The organism is Nocardia sp. NPDC052254 (genome assembly GCF_040679495.1).
In the GTDB taxonomy this organism is placed as follows: domain Bacteria; phylum Actinomycetota; class Actinomycetes; order Mycobacteriales; family Mycobacteriaceae; genus Nocardia.
This window is the reverse complement of sequence record NZ_JBFAUW010000006.1, coordinates 49,034-67,029: the sequence shown is the minus strand read 5'-3', so window position 1 is coordinate 67,029 and position 17,996 is coordinate 49,034. Positions and strand designations below refer to the sequence as shown.

At 68.5% G+C, this 17,996-nt stretch carries 16 protein-coding genes; 11 read left to right on the top strand and 5 right to left on the bottom strand.

Annotation, left to right across the window (positions count from 1 at the left end; all coding sequences use genetic code 11):
• The first annotated feature begins 15 nt into the window (after positions 1 to 15).
• Complete coding sequence (gene uvrA, locus AB0L57_RS17100; RefSeq protein WP_364962624.1) at positions 16 to 2,967, top strand: excinuclease ABC subunit UvrA; 2,952 nt, start codon at positions 16 to 18, stop codon at positions 2,965 to 2,967.
• An 11-nt stretch (positions 2,968 to 2,978) separates the two neighbouring features.
• Here the strand turns inward: uvrA and AB0L57_RS17095 are convergent, their stop codons facing one another.
• Both AB0L57_RS17095 and AB0L57_RS17090 read right to left on the bottom strand, forming a co-directional pair.
• The gene (locus AB0L57_RS17095; protein WP_364962621.1) at positions 2,979 to 4,280 is read right to left on the bottom strand and encodes a hypothetical protein; all 1,302 of its coding nucleotides are present in this window, start codon (positions 4,278 to 4,280) and stop codon (positions 2,979 to 2,981) included.
• Complete coding sequence (locus AB0L57_RS17090) at positions 4,280 to 4,501, bottom strand: hypothetical protein (RefSeq protein WP_364962618.1); 222 nt, start codon at positions 4,499 to 4,501, stop codon at positions 4,280 to 4,282. The genes AB0L57_RS17095 and AB0L57_RS17090 overlap by 1 nt, the downstream gene beginning before the upstream one ends.
• Positions 4,502 to 4,727: 226 nt before the next feature.
• On the opposite strand from AB0L57_RS17090, the gene AB0L57_RS17085 reads away from it, so the two are divergent.
• The 3 genes from AB0L57_RS17085 to AB0L57_RS17075 all read left to right on the top strand — a co-directional run bounded on the left by AB0L57_RS17085 (position 4,728) and on the right by AB0L57_RS17075 (position 7,331).
• Positions 4,728 to 5,696: a nitronate monooxygenase gene (locus AB0L57_RS17085; protein WP_364962615.1), complete on the top strand. Its 969-nt coding sequence runs from the start codon at positions 4,728 to 4,730 to the stop codon at positions 5,694 to 5,696.
• A 152-nt stretch (positions 5,697 to 5,848) separates the two neighbouring features.
• Entirely contained in the window at positions 5,849 to 6,676 is an 828-nt protein-coding gene (locus AB0L57_RS17080; RefSeq protein ID WP_364962612.1) for a class I SAM-dependent methyltransferase, read from the top strand.
• Positions 6,677 to 6,680: 4 nt separating this feature from the next.
• On the top strand, positions 6,681 to 7,331 hold the full coding sequence (locus AB0L57_RS17075) for a TetR/AcrR family transcriptional regulator (RefSeq protein WP_364962609.1): 651 nt from the start codon (positions 6,681 to 6,683) through the stop codon (positions 7,329 to 7,331).
• Between the two features lie 28 nt (positions 7,332 to 7,359).
• Here the strand turns inward: AB0L57_RS17075 and AB0L57_RS17070 are convergent, their stop codons facing one another.
• A complete protein-coding gene (locus AB0L57_RS17070; protein WP_364962606.1) occupies positions 7,360 to 7,734 on the bottom strand; it encodes a DUF1844 domain-containing protein in 375 nt (124 codons plus the stop codon).
• A gap of 376 nt (positions 7,735 to 8,110) precedes the next feature.
• On the opposite strand from AB0L57_RS17070, the gene infC reads away from it, so the two are divergent.
• The 4 genes from infC (at position 8,111) to AB0L57_RS17050 (ending at position 10,443) form a co-directional block, all read left to right on the top strand.
• Positions 8,111 to 8,782 (top strand): translation initiation factor IF-3, encoded by a 672-nt coding sequence (gene infC / locus AB0L57_RS17065; protein WP_364962603.1) that lies wholly within the window; start codon positions 8,111 to 8,113, stop codon positions 8,780 to 8,782.
• Positions 8,783 to 8,846: 64 nt separating this feature from the next.
• On the top strand, positions 8,847 to 9,041 hold the full coding sequence (rpmI, locus tag AB0L57_RS17060; RefSeq protein WP_025348784.1) for a 50S ribosomal protein L35: 195 nt from the start codon (positions 8,847 to 8,849) through the stop codon (positions 9,039 to 9,041).
• Between the two features lie 86 nt (positions 9,042 to 9,127).
• Positions 9,128 to 9,508, top strand: coding sequence for a 50S ribosomal protein L20 (gene rplT, locus AB0L57_RS17055; protein ID WP_025348785.1), 381 nt, complete (start codon positions 9,128 to 9,130; stop codon positions 9,506 to 9,508).
• Positions 9,509 to 9,594: 86 nt separating this feature from the next.
• Positions 9,595 to 10,443 (top strand): RNA methyltransferase, encoded by an 849-nt coding sequence (locus AB0L57_RS17050; RefSeq protein ID WP_364962599.1) that lies wholly within the window; start codon positions 9,595 to 9,597, stop codon positions 10,441 to 10,443.
• A gap of 110 nt (positions 10,444 to 10,553) precedes the next feature.
• Here the strand turns inward: AB0L57_RS17050 and AB0L57_RS17045 are convergent, their stop codons facing one another.
• The gene (locus AB0L57_RS17045) at positions 10,554 to 12,968 is read right to left on the bottom strand and encodes an MFS transporter (protein WP_364962596.1); all 2,415 of its coding nucleotides are present in this window, start codon (positions 12,966 to 12,968) and stop codon (positions 10,554 to 10,556) included.
• A 168-nt stretch (positions 12,969 to 13,136) separates the two neighbouring features.
• Positions 13,137 to 13,259: a hypothetical protein gene (locus AB0L57_RS17040; RefSeq protein ID WP_364962593.1), complete on the bottom strand. Its 123-nt coding sequence runs from the start codon at positions 13,257 to 13,259 to the stop codon at positions 13,137 to 13,139.
• 224 nt (positions 13,260 to 13,483) lie between these two features.
• Here AB0L57_RS17040 and pheS point away from each other — a divergent pair, with 224 nt between their 5' ends.
• The 3 genes from pheS to AB0L57_RS17025 all read left to right on the top strand — a co-directional run bounded on the left by pheS (position 13,484) and on the right by AB0L57_RS17025 (position 17,979).
• Positions 13,484 to 14,557, top strand: a complete 1,074-nt coding sequence (gene pheS, locus AB0L57_RS17035) for a phenylalanine--tRNA ligase subunit alpha (protein ID WP_364962591.1) — start codon at positions 13,484 to 13,486, stop codon at positions 14,555 to 14,557.
• A 46-nt stretch (positions 14,558 to 14,603) separates the two neighbouring features.
• A complete protein-coding gene (gene pheT / locus AB0L57_RS17030; protein WP_364962589.1) occupies positions 14,604 to 17,105 on the top strand; it encodes a phenylalanine--tRNA ligase subunit beta in 2,502 nt (833 codons plus the stop codon).
• A 91-nt stretch (positions 17,106 to 17,196) separates the two neighbouring features.
• Entirely contained in the window at positions 17,197 to 17,979 is a 783-nt protein-coding gene (locus AB0L57_RS17025) for an alpha/beta hydrolase (RefSeq protein ID WP_364962586.1), read from the top strand.
• Positions 17,980 to 17,996: the final 17 nt, after the last annotated feature.

The following is a 17,996-nucleotide window of genomic DNA, read 5'->3' as shown; positions in this document are numbered from 1 at the left end:
GAGAAGGGACAACCGGTGGCGGATCTGTTGACCGTGCGCGGAGCTCGGGAGCACAACCTGAAGGGAGTGGATCTCGACCTGCCACGTGACAGCCTCATCGTGTTCACCGGACTGTCCGGGTCGGGTAAATCCAGCCTCGCGTTCGACACCATCTTCGCCGAGGGGCAACGCCGCTACGTCGAATCGCTGTCGGCGTACGCCCGGCAGTTCCTCGGCCAGATGGACAAGCCCGATGTCGACTTCATCGAGGGTTTGTCCCCGGCGGTGTCCATCGACCAGAAATCCACCAACCGCAATCCGCGGTCCACGGTCGGCACCATCACCGAGGTGTACGACTATCTGCGCCTGCTCTACGCCCGCGCCGGTACCCCGCACTGCCCGGTCTGCGGTGAGCTCATCGCCAAGCAGACGCCACAGCAGATCGTCGACCAGGTGCTCGAGATGGAGGCGGGGATCCGCTTCCAGGTACTGGCACCGGTGGTGCGAACCCGCAAGGGCGAATTCGTCGATCTGTTCGATCAGCTCAACACCCAGGGCTATGCCCGGGTGCGCGTCGACGGGGTGGTCTACCCGCTCACCGAGCCGCCGAAGCTGAAGAAGCAGGAGAAGCACGATATCGAGGTGGTCGTCGATCGCCTCGCGGTCAAGCCCGGTTCCAAACAGCGGCTGACCGATTCGATCGAGACCGCGCTGCGCCTGGCCGACGGCATCGTCGTACTCGACTTCGTCGACCGCGACGAGAACGCGCACGACCGGGAACGTCGCTTCTCCGAGAAGCTGGCCTGCCCCAACGGCCACCCGCTCGATATCGAGGATCTGGAACCACGGTCGTTCTCGTTCAACTCGCCCTACGGCGCCTGCCCGGACTGCGCGGGCCTCGGCATCCGCAAGGAGGTCGATCCGGATCTGGTGGTGCCGGATCCGGAACTGAGCCTCGGCGGGGGTGCGATCGCACCCTGGTCGCGGGGGCAGACCGCCGAATACTTCAACCGGCTGTTGTCGGGCCTGGCTGAGGCCATCGGCTTCTCGATGGACGCGCCGTGGAATACGTTGCCGCCCAAGGCCCGTAAGGCCGTTCTCGAGGGCAGCTCCGATCAGGTGCACGTGTCCTACACCAACCGCTACGGCCGCAAGCGCTCCTACTACGCCGATTTCGAAGGTGTGATGCCGTTCCTGCAGCGGCGGCTGGAGAGCACCGAATCCGAGCAGATGAAAGAGCACTACGACGGGTACATGCGCGATGTGCCGTGCCCGGTGTGCCGGGGCGCGCGGTTGCGCCCGGAGATCCTGGCGGTCACGCTCAACGCCGAGGCGGGCCGGCGCTCCATCGCGGAGGTCTGTGAACTGTCCATCCGCGACTGCGCGCGGTTCCTGAACTCCCTCGAGCTGGGCGAGCGGGAAGCGGCCATCGCCGGTCAGGTACTCAAGGAGATCCAGGCCCGGCTGGGCTTCCTGCTCGATGTCGGCCTGGAATATCTGACGCTGTCGCGGGCGGCGGCCACCCTGTCCGGTGGCGAGGCACAGCGCATCCGGCTGGCGACGCAGATCGGCTCCGGTCTGGTCGGCGTGCTCTACGTTCTCGACGAGCCGTCGATCGGCCTGCATCAGCGTGACAACCGGCGGCTGATCGAAACCCTCACGCGGCTCAAGAGTCTCGGCAACACGTTGATCGTGGTCGAGCACGACGAGGACACCATCCACTCCTCGGACTGGGTGGTCGACATCGGCCCGCTGGCCGGTGAACACGGCGGTCAGGTCGTCTACAGCGGTCCGTATCCGGGACTGCTGAAGGACCGCAATTCGCTGACCGGCGCCTACCTGGCCGGCCGGGAGATGATCGAGGTCCCGCTGGTGCGCCGGCCGGTATCGAAGAAGAAGCAGCTCACGGTGGTCGGCGCGAACGAGCACAACCTGCGCGGTATCGATGTCGCCTTCCCGCTCGGTGTGCTGACCTCGGTCACCGGCGTCTCCGGATCGGGAAAGTCGACCCTGGTCAACGACATCCTGGCCACCGTGCTGGCGAACAAGCTCAACGGCGCCCGCCAGGTACCGGGCCGGCACACCCGGATCAACGGACTCGACCACCTCGACAAACTGGTGCAGGTCGACCAGTCGCCGATCGGCCGCACACCGCGCTCCAATCCGGCCACCTACACCGGCGTGTTCGACAAGATCCGCACGCTGTTCGCGGCGACCACCGAGGCCAAGGTGCGCGGCTATCAGCCGGGACGGTTCTCGTTCAACGTCAAGGGCGGCCGCTGCGAGGCCTGCTCGGGTGACGGCACGCTCAAGATCGAAATGAACTTCCTGCCCGATGTGTACGTCCCGTGCGAGGTCTGCCACGGTGCCCGCTACAACCGGGAAACACTCGAGGTGCACTACAAGGGCAAGACCATCGCCGAGGTGCTCGACATGCCGATCGAGGAGGCCGCGGAATTCTTCCAGCCGGTCACCTCGATCCACCGCTATCTCAAGACCCTCGTCGATGTCGGGCTCGGGTATGTGCGGCTGGGGCAGAGCGCACCCACCCTGTCCGGTGGTGAGGCTCAGCGTGTGAAATTGGCCGCGGAACTGCAGAAGCGGTCCACCGGCCGCACCGTCTACATTCTCGACGAGCCCACCACCGGCTTGCATTTCGAGGACATCCGCAAACTGCTGGGTGTCATCAACGGCCTGGTGGACAAGGGCAATACCGTCATCGTCATCGAGCACAACCTGGACGTCATCAAGACCTCCGACTGGGTGATCGACATGGGCCCGGAGGGCGGATCGGGCGGTGGCACGGTGATCGCGCAGGGAACGCCGGAAGATGTTGCGGCCGTGGCCGACAGCTACACCGGGCAGTTCCTCGGCGAGGTGCTGGCCAAGGCCGCCGGGATGGTCGCCGCGCCCGCCAAGACGACACGGCCGAAGAAGACGACCGCGGCGAAATCCACGTCACGGCGCAAGGCCGCGTCGGTCGGCTGAGCCGCGGCGGGTCAGACCGCGCCCCAGCTGTCGACCGTGCCGCGGCGGCGGCCCAGTTGCCGACGGCGGAAGAAGACCTCTTCCACCGAGACCGAACTGGCCCGCACCGCCGCGGCCACGGTGTTCAGCCGGAGATCGTCACCGTGGGCCTCGAGATGCCACAGCACGCCGGCACGGCGTTCCGGTGGCAGCATCGCCCACGCGGTGCCGATCCGGTTCTGCACCGGATGATTGCCCGCCGCAACGATATTCAGCAGGACCGGCCACAGGCCGGATTCGGTGGCATGGGACGGCAGCGCGCCGATGACGTCATCGGACTGCTGGGCGAACATCAATGCCAGTGCCGGGCACAGCGTGGGATCCATCCGTGCCAGGACCGCGAACAGGCCCCGCCACGGCGGGGTTGCGTGACATTCGGCCAGTGCTCGCACGAGGGCGGCGGCGACGGCGGTGTCGTTGAAGATCGGCAGGGTGGCAAGGGCTGTCAGGTTCGGGTCCGACAGGGTGCTCAGGAAGGTCAGCAGATCGGGTACCGAGTCGCCGTGGATGGCGGTCACCACCAGATCGCACAGTGCCGACGGCGATCCGACGCCGATCATGATCTCGCCGATGGCGGTGGCGACATCGGTATCGCAACGCGCGAAGATCGACAGCGCCGCCAGCCGCAACTCCGGTGAGCCGCTCAGCACCGTCCGGATCATCCGCGGCATCCGGCGTGCGGGACCGGTGAGCAATTGCCGCAGCACGGAACTGAGAGCCCTCGCGGAGTAGGCGAACGAGGCCGAGTAGATCAGCCCCTCGTCGTTGGGCACCCCGCGCTCGACGGCTTGGATCAATCGCGATGTGGCATAGCCGAGAAACGGCCCGGCCGTGATGTAGTCACGCCGCCGCAGCACTTCGTTGAGGATCTCCACGATCGGCTCGGGTGGTGCGATATCGGCGAGCTCGCCGATGGTGCGCGGATCCAGATAGGGCGCACAGTCGGCGGCGTAGCCGATACCCAGCAGTGCGACGGTTTCGGCCGCCTTCTTGGGATGCTCGACGCCGACGGCTCCGGCCGCGCGCCCGGTGAGGGTCGGCGGGACGATCTTCTGTACCAGTGGCATCGAGATGCCCAGCGGAATGATCGGCACCAATCTGCTGATGCGCCGGAAGGTTTCGGCATGGCGGTCGAAGATGATCCCCGCCATGCGCTGCTGGATCTCGTGCAGGTTCTGGGCACCCAGCCGCTCCAGATGCGCGACACGCTCGGGTGATACGTGCAGAGTGCGGGCGAGCAGGACGAGTTGGGCGCTGGTTACCGGATCAGTCATCAGTCCAGCAGGTTCCCGAACATGATCTTCTTGGTGGGAGCGCGCAACGGCCGGGGCAGCGCGCCGATCATGGCGTCGACGGAATGGATCAGTCCCTCGGTCTCCTGCCGCTGAGCGTCCCTGAACAAGATCAGCAAGTCGGTGCGCTCCTGATCCGTCAGGAGATCCGCAGCGGGCAGTGGCCCGCCGAGTTCGTTGTCCAGATCATCTCTGGCGGTCATTCAGGTACTCCGGTATCGCTCACATCATCGACAGCTGACACGGAACGTACCCAAGAAGTCATCCGGTGAATCATAGGAAGTGCGCACCAGTGCTGGGAGGGATTGCGCCGGATTCGGGCGAGGTCACCGCTGCGAGCGCGTCTGCCTGGGGTTGTCGACGAGCGGCGCTGTCCGATTCGCGCCGACCGCGGCCCGCGCCGCCGGGCGAACCTGCGACCATCGGACGATGACCATTCCCACCGCGCTCACCGACCTGCTGTCGATCCGGTATCCGATCGTGTCCGCCGCCATGGGAGGCGAGGCGGGTGGTGCGCTGGCCGCGGCGGTATCCGCGGGTGGTGGTCTCGGACTCGTCGGCGGTGGGCGCGGTGATCGGGAGTGGGTCGAGCGGGAGTTGCGGCTGGTGACCGAATCGACCACCGCCCCATGGGGAATCGGCTTTCTGAGCTGGGCGGTGGACCGGTCGGCGGTGGAACACGCCCTGTCGTATCGCCCCACCGCCGTGCTGTTGTCCTTCGGCGATCCGACCTCGCTCGCGGTGCCGGTCCGTGCCGCCGGCGCCACGCTGATCATCCAGGTCACCGACGGTGACGAGGCGCGACGCGCGCTGGATGCGGGCGCGGACATTCTGGTGGCACAGGGCAGTGACGCCGGCGGGCACTGCGCGCGGGACGGGATCGGAACCATGTCCTTCGTGCCGACGGTGGTCGATCTGGCCGGTGATGTCCCGGTGCTGGCGGCGGGCGGTATCGCCGACGGCCGGGCGGTGGCCGCCGCCCTGGCGCTCGGTGCGGCCGGGGTCGTGATCGGCACCCGCTTCCAGGCCACGCACGAGGCGCTGGTGCCCGCGGAACTGAGCAAGGCGCTGGTCGGCGCGGTCGGCGCCGACACCGAGGTGAACCGGACCCTCGACATCGCCCGCGGTGCCGATTGGCCGCCTCGGTATCCCGCTCGGACGCTGCGCAACGAGTTCCTGGAGCGATGGCGCGGGCGCGATGCGGAACTGAGCGCCGACGAGGCCGCCCTGAGCGCGTATCGCGAGGCCGCCGCCCGGACCGATCTCGCCGCGGTGCCGGTGTGGGCCGGCCAGGCCGTCGATCGGGTCACCGCGATCACCTCGGCCGCGGAGCTGGTCGGCGAGCTGGCGGCCGAGACCGAGGCCGCGCTGCGCCGGATCACCGTGCGCGACCGGTAATTTCCCTTCCGGTCCCGGGCCGCCACGGCGGTGGAACCGCGCTCGGCTGTTCGGGTGCTCGGCGCGGGAATTCTTGACCCGGACTCGGCCGTGAGTAATTATGAACATGCGTTCATGAACGAGTGTTCATAACAATCGGCGAGGAGATCGTGATGACCGGGATCGTCAATACCGCCCAATCCGAGGCGTGGAACGGGTACGAGGGGGAGCACTGGGCCGGTCATGCCGGTCGATACGACGCGGTGAACTCCGGAATCAACGAACCGCTGCTGGCCGCGGCGCGAGTGGGAGCCGGGGACCGGGTGCTCGACATCGGTTGCGGTAACGGTCAATTGACGCGACTCGCGGCGCGGAGAGCGGCCGCGGCGACCGGTGTGGATCTGTCGGGGCCGATGCTGTCGCGGGCCCGTGAATCCGCGGAAGCCGAAGGCGTGCCCAATGTCTCGTTCGCGCAGGGCGACGCACAGGTGTTCGCATTCGAACCCGGCGCATTCGAGGTGGCGCTGAGCAGATTCGGTGTCATGTTCTTCGCCGATCCGGTGGCGGCGTTCAGCAATATCGCTCGGGCGCTGACCGATACCGGCCGGCTCGCTGTCGCGGTGCCGGCGATGTCGGCCTCCGGTATCGGCGCAGTATTCGCCGCTGCCGCACCACATCTGCCGGGTTTCGAGGTCGGCCACGGATTCAGCGCCTTCGCCGATCCGGCCGCCACCGCCGAATTGCTCACCGCGGCCGGATTTTCGGGCGTGACCAACGAGCTCGTCGACACCGACAGCGTCTGGGGCGCCGATGTCGCCGACGCCACCGAATTCGTGATGGGCTGGGGCCCGACGCGATATCACCGGCAGCGCAACGATTTCGCGACCGACGACGAACTGCGATCGGCGATCGGCGCGGCACTGGTACCGTTCGCCGGCCCCGGCGGGGTCCGGATGCGCGCGGCCTCGCACCTGATCACCGCCACGGTCGCACTACGGTGAATCCATGTCACCGAGACGGGCCGCGGCACTGCACGATCGCGACGACGCCGATCTGCGCGCCCATCTGATCGCCACCGCCGAGCGGCTGTTCGCCGAACAGGGCAGTACCGGTCTGACCGTCCGTGCCATCGCGCGCGCGGCCGGAGTGTCCGACGGTGTGCTCTACAACCACTTCGACGACAAGGAAGAGTTGCTGGCGGCGGCCCTGGCGGCCCATATCGCCTCGGTGAACCGGGGGTTTCCGGCGTTGCCGGTCGCGGGTGACGACACCGTCGCGGCGAATCTCGCGATCTGCCTGGAGCAGGGCCTGGCCCTGCATGCCGCGGTGCTACCGGTGTTCGCCGGGTTGCTGAGCCAGCCCGCTGTGCTGACGCGATTCGCCGAATTCCAGGGGCGGCAACGGCTCTGGCGCGACGAGCTGGTCGATTATCTGCGGGCCGAACGCGCACTCGGCCGCCTGCTCCCCGAGGCCGACGTGGAGGCCGCCGCCGCGATCCTGGTCGGCATCTGCCACGATGCGGTGCTGTCGGCGCTGCTGTCGGGTGCGCCGCGATCGGGACCGCCGCCGGTCGAGGCGGTCGTTGCGACCGTACTGTCGGGCATCGCGCGCCCGCACCGCGCGGGCGGTGCGCCGGGCGCGGGCGTCCGGCCGTGACATCACGGCCGGACGGCGCCCGGCCGGGTCAGAGAACGGGCCCGGTGTACTTCTCGCCCGGTCCCGCCCCCGGTGCGTCCGGATGTGCCGAGGCCTCGCGGAACGCGCGCTGCAGCGACTGCAGGCCCTCGCGAATGGGTCCGGCGTGCGGGCCCAGGTACTCCACCGACGCGGTCACCAGGCCGGCGAGTGCGGTGATCACGCGGCGGGCCTCGTCCAGATCGCGGCGCGGGCTGACATCGGGGTCGGAGTCGGCGAGGCCGAGCTTCTCGGCGGCCGAACTCATCAGCATCACCGCGGCCCGGCTGATCACCTCGACGGCGGGGATGTCGGCCAGCTCCCGGACGGTTTCCGGATCCGCGGACTCACTCGGGGCCGACGGGTCGGCGGCGTGCTCGCTCATGGTCGTAGCATGGCATCGAGTTCGGCTCGAGGGGTTGCGGGGGCCGTCGATTGGGAGTAGGGAAGCCTGCGGTGCTAGAGTGGTCGGCGACGACCGCCCCGGCCGTACGGTGGACCGGATCCATCCCATCGGTTCGGGGCTGTAAGTGGAGCCCGACTCCCACCATCGGCCGGTCTACGTGCCAGGTTCGATGGTCCGGTCACTCGCCTCACGGGCGGGTTTCTCGCCCGAATTCGTCCAGGGCGAGGTCGAGACGGCAGTTCGCGTGCGCGAGCGCCTACGGTGACCGGTCGACATTCGGGCCCCGGAGCGGTGAAATACCGCGACGGGGCTTTCGTGTTGGGTACGGGGTTGCATTGTTGCTCGCGGTCGTTGGATGACACCGCTTGACCTAGGAGGCCCCATCAGCACTGAGACCCGCATCAACGATCGCATCCGCGTGCCCGAGGTCCGACTCATCGGACCAGGTGGTGAGCAGGTGGGGATCGTGCGTGTTGAAGATGCGCTACGCGTCGCCCAAGAGGCTGACCTCGACCTCGTCGAGGTCGCACCGGACGCGCGTCCACCGGTCTGCAAGATCATGGACTACGGCAAGTTCAAATACGAGACCGCGCAGAAGGCGCGTGAGTCCCGTAAGAACCAGCAGCAGACCGTGATCAAGGAGCAGAAGCTCCGTCCGAAGATCGATGACCACGACTACGCGACCAAACGGGGACACGTGATGCGGTTCCTCGAGGCCGGGTCGAAGGTCAAGGTCACCATCATGTTCCGCGGTCGTGAGCAGTCACGGCCCGAACTCGGCTTCCGGCTGCTGCAGCGGCTGGCCTCCGATGTCGCCGATCTCGGCTTCGTGGAGACCTCCGCCAAGCAGGACGGCCGCAACATGACGATGGTCCTCGCACCTCACAAGGGCGCGAAGACCCGGGTGAAGGCGCAGACCGCCGCACAGCAGAATGCCGCCGGACAGCGCAGTACCGCGCCCGCCGGTGGCGACGCTGCGGCAAGTGCGGCTCCGGCGCCGCAGGCCGAAGCTGCCAGCCCGCAGTAAACCGATAAACGCCCGGCGGCCTCGCAGCTGTGATGCCGCCGGAACGAGACAGATTGAGGAATCCATGCCGAAGATGAAGAGCCACAGCGGCACCTCGAAGCGATTCAAGGTGTCCGGTCGCGGCAAGCTGCTGCGCCAGCAGGCGAACCGTCGCCACCTGCTCGAGCACAAGTCCAGCCGCCGGACTCGTCGTCTGGACGGCACGGAGGCCGTCGCCCCCGCTGACGTGCGTCGCGTCAAGAAGCTGCTCGGTATCTGACTTCGCGAGCGCAACGCTCCGTCCGATACCTCCTCTTCCCACCCTGTGGGCGCCCCCGCGCCCCTCGATCGAACAAGGACTGACCAGTGGCACGCGTCAAAAGGGCCGTCAACGCTCAGAAGAAGCGCCGTTCCGTGCTCGAGGCCTCCAAGGGCTACCGTGGGCAGCGCTCTCGGCTGTACCGCAAGGCCAAGGAACAGCAGCTGCACTCGCTCACCTACGCCTACCGGGACCGCCGGGCCCGGAAGGGTGATTTCCGCAAGCTGTGGATCGCGCGCATCAACGCCGCGGCTCGCCTGAACGACATCACCTACAACCGCTTCATCCAGGGCCTGAAGGCCGCGGGTGTCGAGGTCGACCGCAAGATCCTCGCCGAGCTCGCCGTCTCCGACGCCGAGGCGTTCGCCGGCCTGGTGGCGGTGGCCAAGGCCGCTCTGCCGGAGGATGTCAACGCACCGGCTGCCTGATCGCGCCCAGGTGAACCGAACACGTCGAAACGACCCGTGGAGCACGGCTCCGCGGGTCGTTTCGTGCTGTCGAACGGCAGGCGGACATGAGTGCTGATGTGATCGACTGGCGTAATCCGCGGGTCGTCTCCGCTGTCAAGCTGCATCGCGCGGCCGCACGCCGCAAATCCGGGGCCTTTCTGGCCGAGGGCGCCAATTCCGTTGCGGCGGCCCTGGATACGGGGCGGGCGACGGAGCTGTTCTACTCGCCGCGGGCGGCCGAACGTGAACACGAACTGGTGGCCACCGCCGCGGCGCTGGGTGTGCGCACCACCGCGGTGAGCGAGCGGGCCGCCGAACATCTGGGGGAGACCGTCACCCCGGCCGGTCTGGTCGCGGTGTGCCGGCTCGTGGATGTGCCGCTGTCGCAGGTGGTTTCGCGCGCGGCGTCGCCGGATTCCGATATGCCCGTGCGCTCCCGCCTGCTGGCCGTCCCCGTCCAGATGGCCGATCCCGGCAATGCCGGCACCCTGATCCGGGTGGCCGACGCGGTCGGCGCCGACGGCGTCGTGCTCGCCGGAGATTCGGTGGACCCGCACAACGGCAAGTGCGTGCGCGCGTGCGCCGGCAGTCTGTTCCATGTGCCGATCGCTCGTGAGCGCGATATGGACGCCGTGCTCGGCGCACTACGTGACAACGGCATCACGGTGCTGGCCACCACGGCACGCGGTGAGGTCGATCTCGACGATGCCGACGAGTTGCTGCGCGATGCGGGTGAATCCGGTGGTACCGCATGGCTTTTCGGTAACGAGGCGCATGGGCTGGATCCGGCCGTCGCCGCCCGGGCCGATCATCGGGTCCGGATTCCGATCCACGGCCGCGCCGAGAGCCTCAATCTCGCGGCCGCCGCGGCCATCTGCCTCTACGCCGACGCACGCGTACGTCATCGTTCCTGAGCGGACGGACAGGGTCGCCGGGAGCGGTGCGATCGAGTGCTACGGCCACCGACCCACCGATACGCGATGTGGGCGCCGGATCGACTCCGGCGCCCACATCGCTGTCGTGCTCAGTCGCGCGGGTGCGACAACTCGATCACATGGTCGTCACTCGCACCGGCGGCCACGCTCACCGTGGTCGTCGTCGCCGGATATCCGGACGCGACCACCGTGTAGTCGCCCAGCGCGAGATTGCTGAAGGCGTAGCCGCCGTCATGGCCGGTGGTGATGGTCTCGACGACCGAGCCCGCCCCGTCGACCAGGGTCACCCGGGCATCGCGCAGCGGCCCGCGGGTGTTGTGCACGGTGCCGTGTAGCTGCGCTCCCCGCGACAGCGCCACATCGAGCCGGGTGATGCCCTGCCCGCCGACCTCGGCCGGCAGTGCGACCGGCTGGAAGGCCGTGGCATTGACCGCCACGGTCACCGGTCCGGGAACCAGTTCGGTCAGCGTGTAGTCGCCGTCCGGGCCGGAGGCGCCGGCCGCGAGCACATCGCCGCGGCTGTCGGTGACGATCACCAGCGCATCGGAGACCGGCGAGCCGTCATCGGCGGCACGCACGGTACCGGCCAGGCCGCTCATACCGCTCATCTGGACGTCGTGGGCGAGCGGGCGGTCACCGATCGCGATCGGAGTGGCCTGCGGCTGGAAGCCGTCCGCGGAAGCGATCAGGACATAGGATCCGGCCGCCGGTGCGTCCATGGCGTAGCGGCCGTCCTGGCGTGCGATGGCCCGGCCGATCTGACGTCCGGTGGGGGAGATCAGCGTGAGCGCCGCCCGGGCGACGGGCGCTCCGTCACCGGCGCGGACGTGCCCGTGCACCACGATCGCGTCGTCCACGAATTCCTCGGGGACCAGTCCGGACGCGTCCTCGGCCAGGACCGCGGCCGACAGGACCGGTTCGGGCGCCGGGGCGCTGTCCTGTGCGATCGCGCCCGAGGTGCGCAGGGCGACCTCCTTGATGAAGAGCGTCAGCAGGAAGGCGACGAACGCGAACGGTGCCGCGTAGAGGAACACATCGGCGATGCCGTGCCCGTAGCTGCTCTCGACCACGGTGCGCACCGGCTGCGGCAGCAGCTCCAGTTTGGGGATCTGGCCGCCGCCACCCATGGACTGGGCCGCCGAGGGGCCGAGATGGCTCAGTCCGTCGCTGATGTAGTGCTTGACCCGCTCGCCCATCACCGCGCCCAGCGCGGAGACACCGATCGCACCACCGAGGCTGCGGAAGAAGGTCACCAGGGAGCTGGCCGCGCCGAGATCCTTCGGCGCCACCTGGTTCTGCGTGCACAGCACCAGGTTCTGCATCGTCATACCGATGCCCAGACCCATCATCGCCATGTAGATCGCGACGAGCCAGTAGTTCGTGTCGTAGCGGATGGTGCCCAGCAGCCCCAGTCCGGCGGTCACCAGGAAAGCGCCGCTGACCAGGAACGCCTTCCACTTTCCGGTGCGGGTGATGATCTGGCCCGACACCGTCGAGGAGATGAACAGGCCGCCGATCATCGGAATCGTCATGACGCCGGACATGGTCGGCGACTCGCCCCGTGCCAGCTGGAAGTACTGGCTGAAGAACACGGTGCCGGCGAACATCGCCACACCGATGAACAGCGAGGCCGCCGCGGCCAGGCTGATGGTGCGATTGGCGAACAGGTGCATCGGCACGATCGGTTCGGCGGCACGCAGTTCCGCGAAGACGAACGCCACGGCCAGCGCGACCGCACCGATCACCATCACCGCCGTCTGCCACGACAGCCAGGCGTACTTGTCGCCGGCGAAGGTGACCCAGACCAGCAGCAGGCACACCGCCGCGGTGACCAGGAAGGCGCCCAGCCAGTCGACCTTGACCTCGCGCCGGGTGACCGGCAGCTTCAGCGTGCGCTGCAGCACGATCAGGGCGACGATCGCGAACGGGATGCCGACGTAGAAGCACCAGCGCCAGCCCAGCCAGCTGGTGTCGGTGATGACACCACCGAGCAGCGGGCCACCGACCGTGGCCACCGCGAACACGGCGCCGAGGTAACCGCTGTAGCGGCCGCGCTCGCGGGGCGCGATCATCGCGGCCATCACGATCTGGGCCAGTGCGGACAGACCGCCCGCACCGATGCCCTGCACCGCGCGGCAGGCGATGAGCATGCCCGGGTTCTGGGACAGGCCGGCCACCACCGAGCCGCCGACATAGATCAGCAGCGCGATCTGGACCAGAGCCTTCTTGCTGTAGAGGTCGGCGAGTTTGCCCCACAGCGGAGTGGTGGCCGTCATCGCGAGCAGCGAGGCGGTGACCACCCAGGTGTAAGCGGACTGCCCGCCGCCGAGGGTGCCGATGATCTTCGGCAGCGCGTTGGTCACGATCGTCGAGGAGATGATCGCGACGAACATGCCCAACAGCAGACCGGACAGGGCCTCCATGATCTGCCGGTGCGTCATCACCGTCGCATCGTCGGTCTCGCCGGATCTGCGCGCGGTGTCGTTCGCAGAGGTGATTGCCATCGTTCTTCTTTCCGGAACCGGTCGATCCGAGCCGGGCGGTACAACGCCCACGGCATCGGCATCGCCGGTGTCAAGAGTGGTTCGGAATCGGTCAAAGAATTTGATTACCGAAAGTAACTATAAACCTGTGAGCGCGCTGGGGAAAGTCGCGGTACCGGGTGCGTTCCATCACAGCAGGTCGCGAGTGACCGGTTCGGCGCGTCGTGTGGTGCGGACCGAGTCGCCGAACGGGCCGTCCGTGCTCTCGCCGGCCCACGGCGCCGATACCGCATCGGGACCGATGACCTGCACGGCGGTCTTCGCGGTGGAGTATGCCGGTGGTGATGAGCCGGCGGATGTCGCGTCGGCGTGCCACACCCGCGACTGCCGGAATTATCCGGGTGAGGCGGGCTGCCGTCATCGCCTACGATTCGACCAGCAACAATATGACGAATACGACGCGCCGGTGACATGGATGTCAGCTGCGCGGCGAACCCGCCAGGACCCGAACCAGCCCAGGGGAGAGACGAACCATCGTGGCCGACGAGAAGGATGCAGCCGAGCAGTCAGCGACGCCGGCGGAGGCGCTCAGCGAGGAAGCCCTCTCCGCCGCTGCCGCCGCCGCGGAGAAGGCGTTCGCGGCCGCGGCCGACCTGGATACGCTCGCCACCGCCAAAACCGAGCACATGGGCGGCAAATCGCCGATCGCGCTGGCACAGCGGGCGATGGGCGCTCTGCCCAAACAGGACAAGGCCGATGCCGGTAAGCGGGTCAATATCGCCCGCACCCGGGTGTCGGAGGCGTTCGAGGCGCGGCGCGCGCAGTTGCTGGCCGAACGTGATGCGGCCGTCCTGGTCGCGGAGGCCATCGATGTGACGTTGCCCGCGCGCCGTGCCGCGGTCGGTGCCCGCCATCCCATCGCGGTGATCTCCGAGCAGATCGAGGACGTGTTCGTCGGCATGGGCTGGGAGGTCGCCGAAGGCCCCGAAGTCGAGACCGAGCACTTCAACTTCGACGCACTCAACTTCCTGCCGGATCACCCCGCGCGCACCATGCAGGACACCTTCCATGTGGCGCCGGAAGGTTCCCGGCAGGTGCTGCGCACACACACCTCACCGGTCCAGGTGCGCTCCATGCTGTCGCGCGAGCTGCCGATCTACGTGGTGTGCCCCGGCCGGACCTTCCGCACCGACGAACTCGACGCCACGCACACCCCGGTGTTCTCCCAGGTCGAGGGACTGGCCGTGGACAAGGGCCTGACCATGGCCCATCTGCGCGGCACTCTGGACGCGTTCGCGCGGGCCCTGTTCGGTCCCGAGACGCGAACCCGGATGCGCCCCAACTACTTCCCGTTCACCGAACCCTCCGCCGAGGTCGACGTGTGGTTCCCCGACAAGAAGGGCGGCGCGGGCTGGGTCGAATGGGGCGGCTGCGGCATGGTCAACCCGAAGGTGCTGATCGCCAGCGGTATCGATCCCGAGGTCTACAGCGGATTCGCCTTCGGAATGGGCCTCGAGCGGACCCTGCAGTTCCGCAACGGCATTCCGGATATGCGCGACATCGTCGAGGGTGATGTGCGGTTCACCCTGCCCTTCGGCATCCGCGCCTGATCCGACCCCGTCCGACACCACTCCCTACGAGGAAGCGAAACGTCAAGTGCGAGTAGCGCAGTCCTGGCTGACGGAAACCCTGCAGCGGACCACCCCCGGCTGGTCGCTGACCCCCTCCGAACTCGACGCCGGTTTCGTCCGGGTGGGCCTCGAGGTCGAGGAACTCGACACACTGCAGCCGATCACCGGCGACATCGACCACCCGCTGGTGGTCGGCCGGGTCGCCGAGATCACCGAGCTCACCGAGTTCAAGAAGCCCATCCGCTTCTGCAAGGTCGATATCGGCAAGCCCGAACTGCAGGAGATCATCTGCGGCGCACGGAACTTCGAGGTCGGTGACCTCGTCGTGGTGGTGCTGCCGGGCGGTGTGCTGCCGGGCGGGTTCACCATCACCTCGCGCAAGACCTACGGTCACGTCTCCAACGGGATGATCTGCTCGGTGGCCGAACTCGGTATCGGCAAGGACCATTCGGGCATTCTCGTGCTCGAGCCCGGAACCGCCGAACCCGGCGCCGATGCCAACGAGCTGCTCGGTCTCGACGACACGGTCATCGAACTCAACATCACTCCCGACCGTGGCTACTGCTTCTCGGTGCGTGGTCTGGCTCGCGAACTGGCCTGCGGGTTCGACCTCGACTACGCCGATCCGGCGGTGCGGACGTTGCCCGACGACGAGGCCGACGCCCATCCGGTGACGGTCGAACCCGAGTCGGCGTGCACCCGCTTCGCGGTGCGCAAGGTCACCGGGGTGGATCCGAAGGCGGTGAGCCCGTGGTGGTTGCAGCGCCGGCTGTTGCTGGCCGGTGTGCGGCCGATCTCCCCGGCCGTGGACGTCACCAACTACGTGATGCTCGAGCTCGGCCAGCCGCTGCACGCCTTCGACGCGGCGAAGGTGACCGGCCCGCTGACCGTCCGGCGCGCGCACACCGGCGAGACGCTGCGCACCCTCGACGACGTGGAGCGGGTGCTCGACGCCGAGGACGTCGTCATCACCGACGACTCGGGTGTGGTCTCGCTGGCCGGAATCATGGGCGGTGCGAGCACCGAGGTCGGCGACGACACCACCGACATCCTGCTCGAGGCCGCGACCTGGAATCCGCTGGCGGTCTACCGATCCGCGCGCCGGCACAAGCTGGTCTCGGAGGCGGGTAAGCGGTTCGAGCGCGTCGTCGACCCGGAGGTCGATGTCGCCGCACTCGATCGCGCGGCCACACTGCTGGCCGAAATCGGCGGCGGCACGGTCGAATCCGCGCTGACCGACGTCCGGCTGCCGGTGCCGGCCACCGAGCCGATCCGGATGGACATCGATCTCGCCGATCGCACCGCGGGAGTCGCCTATCCCACCGGCACCTCGGCCCGGCGGCTCGCGCAGATCGGCTGCGCGGTCGAGGTCGGTGTCAGCGAGACCGGGCACGGCCAGCTGGTGGTGACACCGCCGAGCTGGCGGCCCGATCTGGTCCAGCCCGCCGACCTGGTCGAAGAGGTGCTGCGACTCGAGGGACTGGAACAGATTCCGTCGGTGCTGCCGACCGCGCCGGCCGGTCGCGGGCTCACCGCCACCCAGCGCCGCCGCCGTGCGGTGAGCCGGGCGCTGGCCTTCTCCGGCTGTGTGGAGGTGCCCGCCCCGCTCTTCATGACCGCGGGCGTTTTCGACACCTGGGGCCTGGACGACGACGATCCGCGCCGCAACACCGTGCGGGTGCTCAACCCGCTCGATGTCGAGAAGGCGGAACTGGCGACGACCCTGCTGCCGGTCCTGCTGGAGGTGGCCGCGCGCAACATCTCGCGGGGCGAACGGGATCTGTCGATCTACGGCATCGCGCAGGTCGTGCTGCCCGGACCCGGTACCCGTCCGGTGGCCGAGCTGCCCGTCGACCGGCGCCCCAGCGATGACGAGGTCGCCGAGCTGATCGACTCGCTGCCCGACCAGCCGGTGCATGTGGCCGCCGTGCTCACCGGCCGCCGGGAGCCGCGGGGCCCATGGGGGCCCGGCCGCCCGGCGGAGGCCGCCGACGCCTTCGCGCTCGCGGACGCGGTCGCCGACGCGGCCGGAGTCACCATCGAACGCCGCGCCGCGGCCTACCTGCCCTTCCATCCCGGCCGCTGTGCGGAACTGCTCGTCGACGGCGCGGTCGTCGGTCACGCCGGTGAACTGCATCCGGCGGTCCTGGAACGCAGTGCGCTGCCGCCGCGGACCTGTGCGGTCGAACTGGACCTGGACGCGCTGCCGCTGCGCGAATCCCGGCCCGCACCCGTGGTTTCCGCGTATCCGGCCGTACTGCAGGACGTATCGGTCAGTGTCGAGAAGTCGGTGGGCGCGGCCCAGGTGGAGTCGGCGCTGCGCACGGGCGCCGGAGACCTGCTCGAGGACATCGCCTTGTTCGACGTCTACGAGGGCGCGCAGGCCGGGGAGGGACGCAAGTCGCTGACCTACGCGCTGCGATTCCGGGCCACCGACCGCACCCTCACCGAGGACGAGGCCAGTGCGGCCCGTGACTCCGCGGTCGCCGCGGCGACCGATGCGGTCGGGGCGGTTCTGCGCGCGTGAGCCGGCCGGGCCACGAACCCGCGGCCCGGACATCGGCCGATCCTCGCGGCGAAATGAACAGGCGTAGCCGTCGGCGGTAGGAAGGACGTATATGCGACACCCAGCCGAGCCCGTGCTCAACGCGCTGGCCTTCCACCCCGCGCGCCGGATCACGATGACCCCCGAACGGTTCGGACTCGACCACGAGGACCTGTGGCTCACCGCGGCCGACGGCGCGCGGATCAACGCCTGGTTCGTGCGTGCCGCCGATCCGGTCGCCCATGTGTTGTACGCGCACGGCAACGGCGGCAACATCGGTGATCGGTCACCGGTGCTGGCGCTGCTGGCCGCGGCCGGGCTCGATGTGCTGACCTTCGACTACCGCGGATACGGTGCCAGCTCCGGCCGGCCGCGTGAGCAGGGCCTCTACCTGGATGCTCGTGCCGCCCGGCAGGCGCTGCTCGATCGCCCGGGCGTCGATCCGAAACGGGTTGTCTACCTCGGTAAATCGCTCGGTGGTGCGGTCGTCACCGAGTTGGCGACCGCCCATCCGCCCGCGGCGATGATCCTGATGTCCACCTTCACCGGGATGCGCGAGGAGGCGCACGCGGTGTATCCGTTCCTTCCGAAACAACTGGTGCCCGATGCGTTTCCGTCGCTGCGGCGACTCCGGACGCTCCGGGTGCCGACCTTCGTCATGCACGGTGACGCCGACGAACTCGTGCCGGTCGGCATGGGCCGGACCTTGTACGAGGCGGCGTCCGAGCCGAAGCGGCTGCTGATCTATCCGGGGGCGGGCCACAACACCCTGATCTCGATTCCGGGATGGTCGGGGACCGTGGCGGCGTGGGTCCGTGAGGTCGTGGCCGGGGTGGATTCGGTGACCGGCGAGTGAAATCCGCCCGGCCGCGA

What these genes read in the sequence shown, in the direction of transcription:
- AB0L57_RS17095 (WP_364962621.1), bottom strand. Translation starts at nt 4,280, where the DNA reads ATGACTGATCCGGTAACCAGCGCCCAACTCGTCCTGCTCGCCCGCACT.
- AB0L57_RS17090 (WP_364962618.1), bottom strand. Translation starts at nt 4,501, where the DNA reads ATGACCGCCAGAGATGATCTGGACAACGAACTCGGCGGGCCACTGCCC.
- AB0L57_RS17085 (WP_364962615.1), top strand. Translation starts at nt 4,728, where the DNA reads ATGACCATTCCCACCGCGCTCACCGACCTGCTGTCGATCCGGTATCCG.
- AB0L57_RS17080 (WP_364962612.1), top strand. Translation starts at nt 5,849, where the DNA reads ATGACCGGGATCGTCAATACCGCCCAATCCGAGGCGTGGAACGGGTAC.
- AB0L57_RS17075 (WP_364962609.1), top strand. Translation starts at nt 6,681, where the DNA reads ATGTCACCGAGACGGGCCGCGGCACTGCACGATCGCGACGACGCCGAT.
- AB0L57_RS17070 (WP_364962606.1), bottom strand. Translation starts at nt 7,734, where the DNA reads ATGAGCGAGCACGCCGCCGACCCGTCGGCCCCGAGTGAGTCCGCGGAT.
- infC (WP_364962603.1), top strand. Translation starts at nt 8,111, where the DNA reads ATGACACCGCTTGACCTAGGAGGCCCCATCAGCACTGAGACCCGCATC.
- rpmI (WP_025348784.1), top strand. Translation starts at nt 8,847, where the DNA reads ATGCCGAAGATGAAGAGCCACAGCGGCACCTCGAAGCGATTCAAGGTG.
- AB0L57_RS17050 (WP_364962599.1), top strand. Translation starts at nt 9,595, where the DNA reads ATGAGTGCTGATGTGATCGACTGGCGTAATCCGCGGGTCGTCTCCGCT.
- AB0L57_RS17045 (WP_364962596.1), bottom strand. Translation starts at nt 12,968, where the DNA reads ATGGCAATCACCTCTGCGAACGACACCGCGCGCAGATCCGGCGAGACC.
- AB0L57_RS17025 (WP_364962586.1), top strand. Translation starts at nt 17,197, where the DNA reads ATGCGACACCCAGCCGAGCCCGTGCTCAACGCGCTGGCCTTCCACCCC.